The 16,344-nt window shown below is 35.0% G+C and carries 16 protein-coding genes; all 16 read right to left on the reverse strand.

Annotated elements, in window-relative coordinates; translation table 11 throughout:
• Positions 1-83: 83 nt before the first annotated feature.
• The 16 genes from C7390_RS09000 to C7390_RS09075 all read right to left on the reverse strand — a co-directional run bounded on the left by C7390_RS09000 (position 84) and on the right by C7390_RS09075 (position 16,298).
• Positions 84-1,061: a siderophore ABC transporter substrate-binding protein gene (locus C7390_RS09000; protein ID WP_116444048.1), complete on the reverse strand. Its 978-nt coding sequence runs from the start codon at positions 1,059-1,061 to the stop codon at positions 84-86.
• 142 nt (positions 1,062-1,203) lie between these two features.
• The gene (locus tag C7390_RS09005) at positions 1,204-1,956 is read right to left on the reverse strand and encodes an iron ABC transporter ATP-binding protein (protein WP_116444169.1); all 753 of its coding nucleotides are present in this window, start codon (positions 1,954-1,956) and stop codon (positions 1,204-1,206) included.
• 24 nt (positions 1,957-1,980) lie between these two features.
• Positions 1,981-2,964, reverse strand: a complete 984-nt coding sequence (locus C7390_RS09010; protein WP_055174014.1) for an iron chelate uptake ABC transporter family permease subunit — start codon at positions 2,962-2,964, stop codon at positions 1,981-1,983.
• Positions 2,945-3,979: an ABC transporter permease gene (locus C7390_RS09015; RefSeq protein WP_022501929.1), complete on the reverse strand. Its 1,035-nt coding sequence runs from the start codon at positions 3,977-3,979 to the stop codon at positions 2,945-2,947. The genes C7390_RS09010 and C7390_RS09015 overlap by 20 nt, the downstream gene beginning before the upstream one ends.
• 113 nt (positions 3,980-4,092) lie before the next feature.
• Positions 4,093-4,464 carry a winged helix-turn-helix transcriptional regulator gene (locus C7390_RS09020; protein ID WP_022501930.1) on the reverse strand — a complete coding sequence of 124 codons (372 nt, stop codon included), beginning with the start codon at positions 4,462-4,464 and terminating at the stop codon, positions 4,093-4,095.
• 323 nt (positions 4,465-4,787) lie between these two features.
• Complete coding sequence (locus C7390_RS09025; RefSeq protein ID WP_116444049.1) at positions 4,788-5,633, reverse strand: metal ABC transporter permease; 846 nt, start codon at positions 5,631-5,633, stop codon at positions 4,788-4,790.
• Entirely contained in the window at positions 5,633-6,340 is a 708-nt protein-coding gene (locus tag C7390_RS09030; RefSeq protein WP_022501932.1) for a metal ABC transporter ATP-binding protein, read from the reverse strand. Before C7390_RS09030 ends, C7390_RS09025 begins: the two co-directional genes overlap by 1 nt.
• Before the next feature lie 104 nt (positions 6,341-6,444).
• Positions 6,445-7,629: a metal ABC transporter substrate-binding protein gene (locus tag C7390_RS09035; RefSeq protein ID WP_318295641.1), complete on the reverse strand. Its 1,185-nt coding sequence runs from the start codon at positions 7,627-7,629 to the stop codon at positions 6,445-6,447.
• Positions 7,630-7,646: 17 nt separating this feature from the next.
• The gene (locus C7390_RS09040; RefSeq protein WP_318295642.1) at positions 7,647-8,060 is read right to left on the reverse strand and encodes a Fur family transcriptional regulator; all 414 of its coding nucleotides are present in this window, start codon (positions 8,058-8,060) and stop codon (positions 7,647-7,649) included.
• A 533-nt stretch (positions 8,061-8,593) separates the two neighbouring features.
• Positions 8,594-10,630 (reverse strand): FtsX-like permease family protein, encoded by a 2,037-nt coding sequence (locus C7390_RS09045; protein ID WP_116444051.1) that lies wholly within the window; start codon positions 10,628-10,630, stop codon positions 8,594-8,596.
• The gene (locus C7390_RS09050; RefSeq protein ID WP_116444052.1) at positions 10,620-11,390 is read right to left on the reverse strand and encodes an ABC transporter ATP-binding protein; all 771 of its coding nucleotides are present in this window, start codon (positions 11,388-11,390) and stop codon (positions 10,620-10,622) included. Before C7390_RS09050 ends, C7390_RS09045 begins: the two co-directional genes overlap by 11 nt.
• Before the next feature lie 166 nt (positions 11,391-11,556).
• Positions 11,557-12,624 (reverse strand): sensor histidine kinase, encoded by a 1,068-nt coding sequence (locus C7390_RS09055; RefSeq protein WP_116444053.1) that lies wholly within the window; start codon positions 12,622-12,624, stop codon positions 11,557-11,559.
• Positions 12,621-13,310 (reverse strand): response regulator transcription factor, encoded by a 690-nt coding sequence (locus tag C7390_RS09060; RefSeq protein WP_090140140.1) that lies wholly within the window; start codon positions 13,308-13,310, stop codon positions 12,621-12,623. The genes C7390_RS09055 and C7390_RS09060 overlap by 4 nt, the downstream gene beginning before the upstream one ends.
• Positions 13,311-13,357: 47 nt before the next feature.
• The gene (locus tag C7390_RS09065) at positions 13,358-14,698 is read right to left on the reverse strand and encodes an MATE family efflux transporter (RefSeq protein WP_055306218.1); all 1,341 of its coding nucleotides are present in this window, start codon (positions 14,696-14,698) and stop codon (positions 13,358-13,360) included.
• 77 nt (positions 14,699-14,775) lie between these two features.
• The gene (locus C7390_RS09070; protein ID WP_090140144.1) at positions 14,776-15,606 is read right to left on the reverse strand and encodes a hypothetical protein; all 831 of its coding nucleotides are present in this window, start codon (positions 15,604-15,606) and stop codon (positions 14,776-14,778) included.
• On the reverse strand, positions 15,597-16,298 hold the full coding sequence (locus C7390_RS09075) for an ABC transporter ATP-binding protein (RefSeq protein ID WP_055174004.1): 702 nt from the start codon (positions 16,296-16,298) through the stop codon (positions 15,597-15,599). Before C7390_RS09075 ends, C7390_RS09070 begins: the two co-directional genes overlap by 10 nt.
• Between the last annotated feature and the right edge of the window lie 46 nt (positions 16,299-16,344).

Raw genomic sequence — 16,344 nt, forward strand, 5'->3', positions numbered from 1 at the left:
TGGCAATCTAGCACAAACTCTTTTTAGGTTTTCTTTATTATTTTTTTATCATTTCAATACTTGAATTTATTTATTCCAGCTATTTATTTTAAGCCTTTTTCAAGGTCTGTAAGCATTATGTCTAATGCCTGTATTCCACCTTCGGCTGTGTACCATACATTTGAATGTTCAAGATATATTATATGGTTGTTTTTGTAGGCATCTGTTGTCTTTACAAGTTCATTTTCCACTATTTCTTTAGCATTCTTAGCACCTGCTGTTGATATTGCGCTATCTCTGTCCATAACAAATATATAATCAGGATTCTGCTTTACTACTGTTTCAAATGAAGTTTCATTGCCGTGTGTTGATGTTGAGCCTGCGGCTGTAAGATTGTTAAAACCTGCTTCTACACCTATTAAAGAGCATCTTCCATCATTTCCAAGAAGATTAAAACTTCCGCTTGTTGTCATACCTACTAATGCTGTCTTTCCTGATGATATCTTCTTTATTGCATCTATTCTTGCTCCAAAATCAGACATAAGTGAATCAACTTTATCTTCCATTCCGAATATTGAAGCTATTGTCTTTGCATTTTTAGATACGCTATTTACAAGTCCCTCATTAGTATCTGTTGCAAGATATACTACTGGTGCTATTTCACTTAAAGCATCATAGCTCTTTGATAAACGTCCACCAATAAATATAATATCTGGTTCACACTCCATAACTGCTTCTAAATCAGCCTCTTTTATTGTTCCAAGATTTTTAATTGATGCATCATTTGAATATTTTTCAAGGTAATCAATACTTGTTGATGCCATTCCTACTACTCTGTCACCTACGCCAAGTTCATCTATAATATCTAAACATGCAAGGTCAAGAATTGCTATTCTCTTAGGATTATAAGGAACTTCTAATTCAATTTCATTCTTTGAAGCATCAAGCGAAGTGATTGTCACGCTTGTCTTTTCTTCTTTAGTACTTTCATTATCAGACTTATCAGTACCACACGCTATAAGTCCTACTGCCATTACTGCCATAAGTGCCATTAATAATAATTTCTTAAAATGTTTTTTCATATTTTACCTTTGTGGCTTACTGCCACTTCATCCTTTCTTTAAATTATAATATATCCCAAGCCGTATACATTACTAAACCAATACCAGTAATAAAAGTGAATGGAAAATTCCACTTTTGACATCCTGCCATTATTTAATAAATTTAATAATATATAGACAATGGTTTGCCCTTAATCTGCATAATCTCAAATTCTACATTATATATAGAAGATAAGTTTTCCTTAGTTATAACTTCTTCAACTGTACCAAATGAAGCAATCTTTCCGTCTTTAAATGCACATATATAATCAGAATAAAATGCCGCATAATTAATCTCGTGCAATACAAGTATTACTGTTTTTCCAAGTTCATCACATAATCTTCTTACTATCTTCATAAGATTACTTGCGTGATAGATGTCGAGATTATTAGTCGGCTCATCTAAAAGAACATATTCTGTGTCCTGTGCTATAACCATAGCTATATATACTCTCTGCCTTTGTCCGCCTGAAAGTTCATCTATAAATCTTTCCCTGAAAGTTTCTAATTCCATATAGTCAATAGCTTTGTCAATCATTTCCTTATCTTTACTATTAAGTCTTCCTCCTGAATGAGGAAATCTTCCAAATGCAACAAGTTCTTCTACAGTAAGCTTCATCTGGATATTATTAGTCTGTGTAAGTATTGCCAGATGCTTTGATAATTCCTTGCTATTCCATTTGTTTATATCTTTCTTTTCTATAACAACTGAACCATTATCCGGTGCAATAAGTCTTGATATTATACTCATAACAGTTGACTTGCCTGCACCATTGGGTCCAATGAGCGATGTGACCTTCCCTTTTGGAAGTGAAAAGCTCACATCATTGACAACTGTCTTTTCATCATATTTTTTAATAATATGGCTAATCTGCATAACTGTAATTCCCTTCAAATTATTTTATGAATTATGCCTGCTTCCCTTTAATATTAAATATAGAAAATATATACCACCTGCAACTGTTATAAATACACTTATTGGAATAGAATACACAAACACTCTTTCAACTATAAACTGTCCTCCAATAAGTGCTATTACACCCATTAACGCCGCACCAGCTATAAGCTGTGTATGTCTGTATGTTTTTAACAGTTGTCTTGAAATATTAGCAATAATCAGCCCCAGAAATGATATCGGGCCAACCATAGCTGTTGCAACTGCTATACACAAAGTTACAGCCAGTAACAATCTTCTTATACATCTGTCATAATCAACACCCAGGTTAATTGCCTGTTCTTTTCCAAGAGTTATTACATCAAGCAGTGCAAGTTCTTTTCTAAAAATCACACCTATAAGTGCAAGTATAATCACCGAAAATATAATTATCTCTGAATTAATATTACTAAAGCTTGCTACAAGTGAAGTCAGAAGCGTGTCATATTCATTAGGGTCCATAACCCTTGTCAATGTACTCTGGATACTTGAGAAAAATGAAGTCAATACAGTTCCAACAAGCAATACATACAGCACATTATGTCCTGTCATCTTAAAAAGCCAGCTATATACAACAGTCGCTATAATTCCCATAAGTACAAGGTCTACAAGAAAACTAAGATTATCATTGGTAAATAATATGCTTCCTGAACCTAACACAAATACAACTGATGTATGTATAAGTGTGTATAAGGCATTCATTCCCAATAGACACGGTGTAACAATTGTATTATTAATAACAGACTGAAATATTATCGTTGCCGCTCCTATTGCAAATGCTGTTATTATCATCGCAATCACTTTAGGTATTCTTAATTTCATTGCATATCTTAGAAGTTTATGATTATGAAACTTAACACCTATAAAAAGAAATGCCGCAACAATAATAATGGCTATTAATGCAATAACAATAAGCTTTATAATATTTTTTCTATAAGCTCTTTTGTTCATAACCTGCTCCATTCGTATCTTTAAATAAAATTTTCTTTATATCAATTGCTTTTCTTCCATATCTTAATCTGTATAAAAGCATTCCTATAAATATAATGCTTCCTAATATTCCAACAATCAGCTCAATTGGTAATTCATATGGTTTAATCACAATTCTGCCAATCATATCGCAGACCAGAACAAATATTGCACCAAATAAAGCGGTATCAATAAGCGTTCCTCTTATTTTGTCACCCTTAAACATTGCCACTATATTAGGAACAATTAAGCCTATGTAAGAAATTGAACCAACGACAACAACAACAGAAGCCGTTATCATTGCGGCAATTGTAAGTCCTCCAAACAACACAATATCATATGGAACACCAAGATTTTTAGAAAAATCTTTTCCCATACCAACTATATTAAAATGATTAGCAAATACAAATGCTAATATAATAAGAGGCACAACCATATAGACTATTTCATATCTTCCTTTAAGTACTAATGAAAAATGTCCAACAAGCCAAGTGGATAACGCCTGTGTCATTTCATACTTATATGCAAGGAAATTAGTTATACCGCCTATAACGTTACCAAACATAATTCCAACGAGAGGAACCATTACCACATCTTTATATTGAACTTTCTGAATAAACCAGACAAATACCCAGGTACCAAGAATAGCCGTTACAAAAGCAAAACCCGCTCTCTGCCATAATGTTGAATTAGGAATAAATAATAATGCCAGAAGAATTCCAAGCTGTGCTGATGAAATCGTTGCTCCTGTTGTTGGCGATACAAACTTGTTCATACAGAGTTGCTGCATTATAAGTCCTGCAACACTCATTCCCATACCTGTACATATAATTGCTAACAATCTAGGTAATCTTGAAACAACAAATATCATCAATGCATTATTATCATTTGTTAATAAATCTTTGATATCTATATCAATAACACCAACAAATATAGATATTAATGATAATGCAAGCAGAATTATTGCAAGAATAATTTCTGTACAGTACTTTTTCAACCCATAGTTCCTCCTTTCCTTACTTTTGTTAGTTATTGCTAACTTGCGACCAGCAAATTATATTACATACTAATTTAGTATGTCTATAACTTACTTTTTTGTAACTTTGAGCTCTATTTTTCATACCTTATATTCTCAGTTGCTATATCATTTCTATTACTATAACCTTTAGCAAATTGTTCTAAATTATCAACTATATCAACAATATCGCTATATTCCTTATTGATTTCATATACTACTATCTTTGGCGGCATTTCCTTTATTACATTTCTGTTAATAAGTCCGCTTGCCTCTAACTCCTTTAACTGTGACATCAATACCTTTGGTGTTATATCATCAATTTTTTTCTGTAATATAGAAAATCTGTTGTCACCGTTTATTATGTGTGCAACTATCCTAAGCTTCCACTTTCCACCTATCAGGTCATCTATAAGATTAAATGGGCAATTATAATTATCTTTTATTTTGGAATAAGTATCTTTCATAAACACCTCCTGAATTAATTCCAATAAAAATATTCTAATAAAAACAAAAAAGCAGTGAGATAGCCAATCTGACATCAGTCGGATTTATGCAAAATGCTACTCACTGTTTAATATCTGTATTATATTTAATTGTATGCTGATTTTTTTCTTTTGTGCTCATTATATCATATGCCCTGCGTTGCTTTTCCACGCATCCGAAGTTTCGAAGAAACTTCTAAGTGACTACGAAGTAGTCATATTATATCATAATTTTTGTGCAGCTTTTCAGCACATATAAAGTTCCGTAAGGAACTTTTAAGATGAGCACTTTTGTGCTCATTATATCATATTCTCAGAATTCTTCCAATTATGCAGTTAATTATGAAAATGAGAATATATATCGTTACGATTGTCGAACCTACTGGAGTTGAGGTAAATATTGATATTATTATTCCAAATACTGCCCCGAATACTGAAAGAATTGCTGAGTATATTATAACTGATTTGAAGCTTGTCATTACTCTCATCGCTGACAGGGCTGGAAATACTAAAAGGGCTGTTATAAGCAGTGAGCCTACGAGGTTCATTGCAAGCACGATTATTACTGCTGTTATAACTGCTATCATAAGATTGTATACATTAGTATTTTTGCCCATTGAGCGTGTAAAATTCTCATCAAATGTCACTGAGAATATTCTGTTATAGAATATTATAAAAAATGCAACAACTACAAGTGAAGCAATTACACACATAACGACTTCTGAACCTGTAAGTGTAAGTATTGATGTTGAACCAAAAAGTGTGGAACACACATCTCCTGATACATTTGAGGATACTGAGAACACATTTAATATAAGGTAACCAACTGCCATTGAGCCTACTGAAAGCATAGCTATTGCTGCATCACCCTTTAATTTCGTGTTAGTTCCTGTTCTAAGAAGCAATATCGCACACACTATTGTTACAGGCATAATGAATATATTTACATTAGCAATCTTTAACACTGTAGCTATTGCAAGTGCACCAAATGCAACGTGTGACAAGCCATCTCCTATGAAGGAAAATCTCTTTAACACAAGTGTCACGCCAAGAAGTGATGAGCATAAAGAGATAAGCACGCCTACGATAAGCGCATATCTTACAAATGGATATGACATATAAAACTGAAATTCCTGTATAAATCCGCTCATTACTCCTCATCTCCTTCCATCTGTCCAAATACATTGGCTTTGTCGCTTTGCATAAATTCTTTCTTAGTACCATAAAAGCTGTCTTTACTGTCAAGATAAAGAATATGTGTCGCATATGATACCGACTGAAGGTCGTGGGACACCATAATTACTGTTATTCCTTTATCGTTAAGCTCCTTTAATAGCTCGTAAAATTCTGCTGTCACCTTAGGGTCCAAACCTGTAACAGGCTCATCTAAAAGTATTACCTTGGAAGTTGCACAGAGTGCTCTTGCAAGTAAGACCCTCTGCTGTTGTCCGCCTGAAAGATTGCGGTAACATTTTTTCTTAAGGTCTGTAATATCAAGCTCTCTCATCTTCTCAATTGCAAGACTTTTCTCTTTCTTTCCGTAAAATGGCTTAAATCCGCTTCCTGCAAGTGTTCCTGACAGAACAACTTCCCATACAGTAGCTGGAAAATCCTTCTGTACAACTGTCTGCTGTGGAAGATAACCTATCTCATAATCCTTAAGACCATCACCATATTCTATCCTTCCTGATACTTTATCTATAAGGTTAAGCAGTGTCTTTATAAGTGTACTTTTTCCAGCTCCATTTTCACCAAGCACACATAAATAATCACCTTTATTGACCTTGAAATTAAGACCTGATACAACTGCCTTGCCCTCATATCCCAAAGCCAAATTCTCACATTCTATATATGACATTTTCTTTTCCTTTCTCAATTCCTATTTATCAATTGTTATTGATAAACATTCTCATAGTAAGTATAATAAACACAAAAATTATCGTTCACGTCTGACATTAAAATCTATTGTAAAGCCTGTTTTAATACGACAAGGTTATTACTCATAACATTCAGATATGTATAATCTGCATCATCTGTCCCTGCCGACTGCATCGAATCCATAGTAAGTATCTGCTGGTTCTTCTGGCTTGTATTGCCCTTAATAGTGTTAGCTATTCTTTTATCAGAACCATCAATTACAAGTATGCTTCCTGTTCCTATCTCGTCTATCTTGCCAGAAAGAAATGTAACTGTCTTAAAACTTGCCTCTGTTTCTGCTGAACAGCCTGCAAATGCGGCATAATAATCAATTCCGTAATCATCAACAAGATACCTGAATGGAAATCTGTCGCCAAATATAACTGTCTTAAGCCTTGAATTCTCACATACATTTTCATAATCACTATCAAGTCCGGCAAGCTGATTTATATACGCATCAGCGTTATCCTGGTATAACTGCGAATTATCTTTATCCAAATCCTTGACTATATCCGCAAGATACTGTGTTAATACAGCCGCATTTTTTAATGAAAGCCATATATGCTCGTCATATTCAATATCCTCGTCTGTGTGACTGTGCCCTGCCTCCAAACTGTGGTCGTCTGCGTGATTATCTTCGCTATGGTCACCTGCCGTATATTCATCTGCGTGGTCATCTGCTGTATGGTCATCACTATGCTCATCTGCGTGGTCATCACTGTGATCGTCTGCACTATGGGAATGTGTGTGTGTATGCCTGAACTGGAAACGGCTCTCCTGCATACCTTCTATTACCTCTTCCTCTTTAGTCCTGTCGCTTATAAGCTCCATCATATTGACTTTTATCATATCATTATTCTTAGTTTCCCTTACCGCATCAAGAACCCACGCATCAGACTCGCCTCCGACATACACAAACACGTCTGCTGATGAAATCTTAGTCATATCCTTAGCTGAAGGCTGGTAACTGTGTAAATCCACTCCACCATTAATAAGAAGTGTCAGCCTGAATTTATCGGAATTATCACCTATTATCTGACTTAGCCAGTCGTACTGTGGGAATGTTGTACACACAATACTTATCCTGTCATCATCATACCCTGTATCTGATGAACAGCCTGTTAATAACAGCATTGAAAATGTACCAATCAGAAGAACAGTACTCATAAATAATGCTTTTATTCTTTTTCCTGCCATTTTTATATCTATATTAAAATGCTTATTCTGCATATTATCTTTACTCCATTCTAACCCTGCTCCTCTTTGCAATTCCTGCAAAGACCGCTTAAAGTTGAGCCATTACATTCAAGTGTAAATCCATATTGTTTCATAAGATTTTTTCTTATTTCGTCCATAAATGCACAGTCAAGGTGCATAACCTTTCCACACTTACGGCACTGCATATGAAGATGTGCATCACAATTATTATGTTCATCTGATATTCTATAATAATAATTACCACTGCTTGCTGTCTTAAAACGCACAAGCACTCCATTATCTGTCATTCTGTCGAGCGTACGGTACACTGTTGACTGGTTTACATCTACATTGTTGCTTTCAAGGTAATGATATACGTCAGCCACGCAGAAGCTCTTGTCTTTCTGGAGTGAAAGATATTGTTCGATTTCCTGGGTAGCTTTGGTGTGGTATGTTTTAGGCATTGTGTACGGCTCCTTTCTTGTGAGGGAGGGCATTAATTGCTAATGTTTGGTGATTTCCTCTATGATAATGACACCGATTGGGGTATTGTACGCACTTTAAATTGTGGCGCACTTTATGTTAATGGCACACTTTAAACTGTGGCTTCGCATAGCGGGTATATATGCTGATTTACTTTAATGGCTTCCCTTTTTATAAAAAATGCGAAATGCATTGTAATTTGCATTAAATTTGCAAATCGTTTGCATTTCGCATATTATCATTTAACTATAGTTCTGTCAATATGTTTATATTTATTTAACAATATTTACTGGCAAAGAAGTAAACTCTCTCATTCCTGCCAATAATGTAGATTGAGATTGGGGAGAGCTGGCACAGGCATAAGAAGACGATGGGGAGCCGCCGGCACTTAAGCGCTGTCCTTTAGCGCTTTAGTACCGCTGCGAGCGACACTTAAGCGCAAGCGTGTCGCCGTTGCCTGTGCCAGCTCTCCCCAATCCCTCACAACCTACATTCCTCTCTCCCAATTGCCCAATCAAATATTTTTTATCATATTCTTACAACTATTATAAGTTATAACAAAATACCCTCCATATATCAAAAGTATAAACACTCCGGTCATTATTATTGACTGTACCATATATTCCGTACCAAGCAGTTCCATCACCATATAGCTTACCCTCATTCCGAATATTGAGTGTATTATTGCAAGAGACATTGGTATTCCAAAGAATATCGCTGTCTGCTTTAATACTGCGTGATTGATTTTGCTATTGTCTGTTCCAAGATTTTTAAGTATCTTATATCTGCCAAGATTGTCGGCACTTTCTGACAGTTCTTTTAATGCAAGTATTGCCGCTCCTGATATAAGGAATATAAGTCCAATGTACAATGCTATAAATGCTATCATAGCACCAAGTCCCATTGAATTCTCTTTTACTGAAATAAGCGTATTAATATCCATTATAATACCTTCTTTACCAGCACCATTCGCTATCTTTACAATCTTTTTATCAACTGCCTCACGTTCATCACCCTCTGGTATATTATAATTACCAATATAATATTCACCTGTTGGAAGCATTGTTTCAAGTACTTCGTCTGGCACAACCACAATTCCTATATTTATATGGTTAGATGACATCTGGACAAAACCATCCGAACAACGATTATATTTTGGCTTTAACAATTCCCCATTTAAAGCAATCTTTACTCCCTTATCTAAGGCTTTGTTTCGCACTTCTGCCATCGACTTAAAGTCTGCAACAATTATATATTCATCAGAACTAAGACTGTATTGTTCATTACCATACAGAGCTGCCACCTTGTTATAATCACTAAGTTTCATAATATCTTCAGAATAATATGCATCAAAATATGATGAATCAATATTATCTGCGATATCCGGATTATCAGCCTTCGCTGCTTCTGTATTTCCTAAAGTATCATTAATTGTAAGTTCACTTGTATTGTATACATACACATCTACTATATCTTTAAGAATATCTTCAAGGTCAATATCTTTTCTCTTATAATAATCTTTAATCAATTCTGCCTCATCATCTGAATAAAGTTCCTTCTCTATCTGCACATCTGCTGGTGATAGCATATCAATATTGTGTACAAGTGAATTACGCACTGTAAGTCCGCTTGATAATACGCATATTGTTATAAACATCATAAGGCATATAACTGTCATTGCGAACACGTTGCTGTTCATACGGCTGCTCATCTGACGGAACACAAAGCTGTTAAGCCCCTTATAGTACACCTTTTTCATAGAATGTACTGCTGAGAACATAATTCCTGATAATGACCAGAAGAATAAAAATGTGCCTGCACAGCCCATTACTATATATTTGGCAAGGTCAGTAACTAACTCAAGATTCCTGCTATCTGATACCTTATAGTAGGCAAATGCAAGCAGTACAACTGATATTATCCATACAACTGCACATATATATGGATTTTTGTTAGTTGCTTTTTCTGCCTTTCTGCTTCCTGTAAGAAGGTCTATAAGCTTATATTTGTTAATGCAGAACATATTAAAGAGTATTACGATAACATATATAATTGCAAAATATATCAATGTCTTTACAAATGCCTGCTGAGAAAATACAAATCTGTATTTCTCAATGTTAACCCCAAACATATTGGCAACAAATATACTTGTAACCTGTGAAAGTCCTATTCCTGCCACAAGTCCTATTCCTAACGATATAACACCTATAATCAGTGTTTCAAGAAACAGTATAAGTGATATTTTCCTTTTTCCCATTCCAAGAAGAATGTATAATGCAAATTCCTTTTTTCTCTTCTTCATAAGGAAATTACTTGCATATATAACAAGAAATCCAAGTATAAATGCAACAAATACACTTACTCCCGAAAGTGTTGTATTAATAAGCTTTACTATCTCTCTTGTGTCTTCTGATATTTTAAGCATAGTTGTCTGTGTTTCGATTGCATTAAAAAGATAAAATATCGCAACACCGAGTATTAACGTGAAGAAATATACTGCATAATCCTTCAGGCTTTTTTTCATATTAGAAAATGATAGTTTAAAGAGCATCGCCCGCGTCACCTCCCAATAATGAAACAACATCTATTATCTTGTTAAATAAGGTCTTCCTGTCATCAGCGCCACGGTTAAGCTCGTGGAATATCTTACCATCCTTGATAAATATAATTCTGCTTGCATAACTTGCAGTAAATGAGTCGTGTGTTACCATAAGTATTGTCGCCTGCAATTCCCTGTTAAGCATATTAAACCTTTCAAGAAGAAGCTTAGCAGCTCTTGAGTCAAGAGCTCCTGTCGGCTCATCGGCAAGCACCAGACTTGGACTTGTTATAATTGCCCTTGCAGAAGCAACTCTCTGTTTCTGTCCACCTGACATCTGGTAGGGATATTTATTTAATATCTCTGTTATATCAAGCTGTTCTGCTACATTTTTTACTGCCCTGTCAATTATCTCAGGAGAATCATTTCTGATTGACAATGCAAGTGCAATATTCTCATATGCTGTAAGTGTGTCCAGAAGATTAAAATCCTGAAATATAAATCCCAGCTTATCTCTTCTGAATCTGTTAAGAGCACTTCCTTTAAGCTGTGTGATATTATTGCCGTCTACATATATATTGCCACTTGTAACCTTATCAATTGTAGATATGCAGTTAAGAAGTGTTGTCTTACCGCTTCCCGAAGCACCCATAATAGCAACGAATTCACCCTTATTTACATCAAACGATATGTCATCTATCGCTTTAGTCAGGTTATTCCTGCTGCCATAGTATTTCTCTACATTTTGAATTCTCAAAATATTCTCACTCATATAAAATCCTCCATTTCTGTATACGAAACCTCTAAGGCTCATATCTGCCAATCACTTGACTTCCTCTACATTGTAATAAGGATTTTGTTATCTGTCGTAATTCTAATATTACGCAATGTTACATTTTTGTAATATTGGCTTTGTATAATATTAACTTTCTGTAATATTAATTCTTTATAATATCGGACTTTTCAATATTAACCGGGTTGTAATAGCTGTCCCCGTAAAATATTATTTCAACCTCTGTATATTCTCCCTCAATTGACTTTATCTCTATATTATGTCCAAGCTTGCCACACATATTTTTAGCAATATACAAGCCCATTCCTGTTGATTTGGCGTTATTTCTTCCGTTAGAACCTGTATAAGATTTAATGAATACTTTATCTATATCTTTAGCTGGTATTCCAATTCCGTTATCCTTTATATGAAGCACAGCCTGCCCCACTTTGTCTGTGCCACTGTCCTGTCTTTGCTCTGAATATACTTCGATATAAGCCTCTCCTGATGTCTTTTTGTATTTAATACTGTTGCTTATAATCTGGTTGACTATGAATTCAAGCCATTTGGCATCAGTATTAACATAAGTATCTATGTCGTGGACATTAAGACTTATGTTGTTGCTTAATATTATGTCTTTATTCTTAACTGCCGTCTTGTTAATAATTGTTTTGAGATTAACTTTTCCAAATGAGTAGTCTTTCTCTGCATTTTCTGACCTCACATAATAAAGTACCTTGTCTGCATAATCATCAAGCCTGTTAAGCTGTGTAATAAATTTCTTATCTATATGCTCTTTGTCATTGTGGCACATAAGCGTAAGGCTTGCTATTGGAAGCTTTATCTCGTGAACCCACATTTCTATGAAATCTTTAAAATCCTGCTGTCCCCTCTCGTACTGGTTAATATGCTCAATCATAGATTTATTAATGTCATACATCGCTGTATACACAAGGTTTCCCTCATAGAATTCCGGCTCGTCCAGTGTTTCAATAACAAGATATTTCTTATCAATCCTCTGTGTATTATCAATAAGACTGTTATAGAAATTCCGTTTTCTGCAAAAATCCCATATGAACATTATAATAAAAAATATGGCTGCAAGTACAGCCATAAGTGCCGCCATCTGTACTCCGAAGTTAAATGCACACAGAAACCCACATATAAGTATTATATATACAATAATAAGTATAATTTTAAACAACTCATCTTTTATATATTCTTTTAATTTCATACAAGACAATACCCCTGTTTCTTTCTTGTTTCTATCGCATCTTCGTATCCGAAATCCGAAAGCTTCGCTCTTAACCTGCTTATATTAACAGTGAGTGCATTATCATTAATATATTCCTCGTTATCCCACAGTGCCGTCATAAGTTCATCTCTTGATACAATCTTTCCTATATTGTTAAGCAGACTTAAGAATATTATCATCTCATTCTTGGTAAGCACGAGCTCTTTCTCCCCACGGCTTAATGTTCCTTTCGCAGTATTAACAGCTGCTTGCCTATACTGGTATATTCCCTTCTCACCTGTATCTGCCTCACTGCTGTCCTGCTTTCTTGTCCTCTTTATTACAGCAGATATTCTAAGCATAAGTATTGTCGGGTTATATGGCTTGGTTATATAATCATCTGCCCCATAGCTCATTGACAGCACCTCATCACTCTCTGATGTTCTACTCGTCACCATAATTACCGGTATATCCGCCTCTTTTCTTAACTTTCTTAATACAAGCTCTCCATTAAGCTCTGGAATGTTAATATCCAGAAGCACAAGATCTGGCTTTGATTTTATAATCTGTCCTGCCGTATCTGAAAATGTACTTATATATTCTGCCTCATATCCTTCATTACGCAAAAGTTCAATAAGCTCATTTCGTAATACCTCATCATCCTCAACAACTAATATCCTGCTCATTATTCTTCTCCATTTCCGCTCACATTTCTGCCACGCTTATGTCACACTTATATGTGGCTTTTACCTGCTTTAAAAATGTAATAAATAATTCCTGCCGCATCTGCTAAGAACCAGCCGATAGGAATAGCCACCCATATTCCAATAACCCCGATTGCTGATATTCCAGATAAAGTGTATGCAAGCACAACTCTTGTTCCAAGTGATATCACTGTAAGCACAACTGACATCATCGGCTTATTGATTGCCCTGTAATAGCCATACAGCATAAATAATATTCCAATTCCTATATAAAATGTTCCCTCTATTCTAAGATACACAGCTCCCGCATTAATTACGTCCACGCTGGAATTATCAACAAATATGCCCATAAATGTGCCTGCAAATCCACATACAACCGCACTTATGCACACGCAGAATATAATAACGCTTACTACTGACTGCTTTATCCCTTTCTTAATACGCTGTCTCTGCCCTGCCCCGTAATTCTGTGCAACAAATACTGAAAACGCATTTCCAAAATCCTGTACCGGCATATATGCTATGGTATCTATCTTTACAGCCACTGCAAATGCTGCCATAATCACTGTACCAAAACTGTTTACTATTCCTTGTACGCATAATATTCCAAAATTCATAACTGACTGCTGAAGACAGGTAAAACCTGATAAAGAAAATATATTCGTTATATTTTCTTTATTAAACTGCATATCGTCTTTATGTATCCTGTATTCAGGATAAGCCGCAATCATATATATAAATATCCCTATTCCAGATATATACTGTGCTATCACTGTTGCTGCTGCCGCACCCTTAATTCCCATATTAAAACCTGCCACAAACAATATATCTAAAAATATATTAAGCACAACTGATACTGATAGAAATACAAGGGGAACTACCGAATTGCCAATTCCCCTTAATATATTAGACACATAATTATATATGTATATTGCAATAAAACCTATAAACACATATATAAGATACTCTTTCATATCTCCGGCAATTTCATACGGAACCTGCAAAAGTAATATAATCTTATCAACTAATATATAGAACAATGCCATAATCACAACAGCAATTGCACCTATCATAGATGATGATAAGAATATTCCATTACGGATAGCCTTAACATCTTTTCTGCCATATGCCATAGACACAAATGAACTGCTGCCAAGACACAAGCCTATAATTACTGATGTAAGAAATGTCATAAGCGTATATGACGAACCTACTGCCGCCAGTGCATTATCACCTACATATCGTCCAACAACCCACGTATCTACAAGATTGTAAAGCTGCTGTAATACATTTCCTAACATAAGAGGAAGTGCAAATCCCCATAAGCCTCTCGTTATATTTCCTTTTGTCAAATCCGTACTTCTTGCCATAATACTGCTCCTTAAGTAATTCTCTTGTAAAAAAGACTTCTTAAATAATAGTTACCAGAAATTAAGCTTTAAAATTATTATTCAAGATTTAATTTCTTATCGAGTATATATATTGAGGCAACCACAAACGCAATAAACATAACTACTGACACCACAACCGAACCTGTCATAATATGTCCGAATTCTTCAAACGTAAATGCCACATCACTTCCCGTTACAGATTCCTTAATCATCTCTTCAAACATATTACCATTCCCCTTTATTGGCGTAAGTAAAAGCACAATAACATTCAATATCTGTCCAACAATATACACTGCAATATATGTTACAAATGAGAATGCATCCCTGTTGCCATTGGCTGTATATCCCATACACATACAGAAAAAGAACATTGCATACATATATATCCCTGACAATATAATCAATATAATCATCAATGTACAGAAGCTGCCTTTATATCCTAACACATTTAACTGCTCATTAATACTCTCTGGCACTCTCCATATCCAGTCCACCCTTGCAATTGATATACATACAGAAACAATAATCACTACAAAATTAACAAGATATATAATATATCCTGATATAAGCTTGCATACATATATAAGCCATACAGGAACTGGAAGTGTGTGGGTAAGATAGCCCTCATCTTTTAACGTGCTTCTTCTAAAATATAATATCACAAATACTATGCTTACAATAAATAAAACTACGCATACAATTACATAAACTGCTATCATAACCGGATATGCCACTGGTGTAATGCCATTATCCGGAACATATTCTGACAACATATGTAATGCCCAGCACCCAAATGCTGCAAGTAATGTAACTATATATAATGCAATGTGTTTTTTAAATAATTCTTTCAAATCATATTTTATTAATCTGCCTGCTGTTAATAACATACGAACACCTCCCTGAATAAAGCGTCAACACTCTTATTGTATTTGGTTCTTATATCATCAACTGACTCCTTAAGATATACCTCGCCCTGTTTTATAAATACAACCTCGTCAAGAACATTTTCTATATCACTGATAAGATGTGTTGTTATAACAACTGTCGCATCTTCATTATAATTGCTTATTATTGTTCGTAAAATGTAGTCTCTTGCCGCAGGGTCAACACCTCCCATAGGCTCATCTAAAAGATACAGCTTTGCTTCCCTGCTCATAACAAGAACTATCTGCACCTTCTCCCTTGTTCCCTTAGAAAGTGACTTTATCTTATCCTGCTCATTAATTCCGAACTTCTCAAGCATATCAAGTGCTTTCTGCTTGGAAAAGTCCTCATAGAAATCCGCAAAATAATCAACTGCTTCCTTTACCTTCATAGATGGATTAAGGTATGTTCTTTCTGGAAGATATGACACTATCTTCTTAGTATTAACACCAACCGGATACCCATTAATTGTAATCTGTCCTGAAGTTGGCTTAAGCACGCCTGCCATCATCTTAATAAGTGTACTCTTGCCACTTCCGTTAGGACCTAATATTCCTACAATCCTGCCACTTTCCAGGGAAAGTGACAGATTATTCATAACCTTTTTCTTGCCGTAGCATTTGCCTAATTCTTTAATCTCCACCAAATTGCTCATATATCCTCCATTCCAAGATAAATTAAAGCACTGTTATAATTTCCCT

The sequence above is a fragment of the Bacteroides galacturonicus genome (assembly GCF_003096855.1).
Classification (GTDB): Bacteria; Bacillota; Clostridia; order Lachnospirales; family Lachnospiraceae; genus Lachnospira; species Lachnospira rogosae.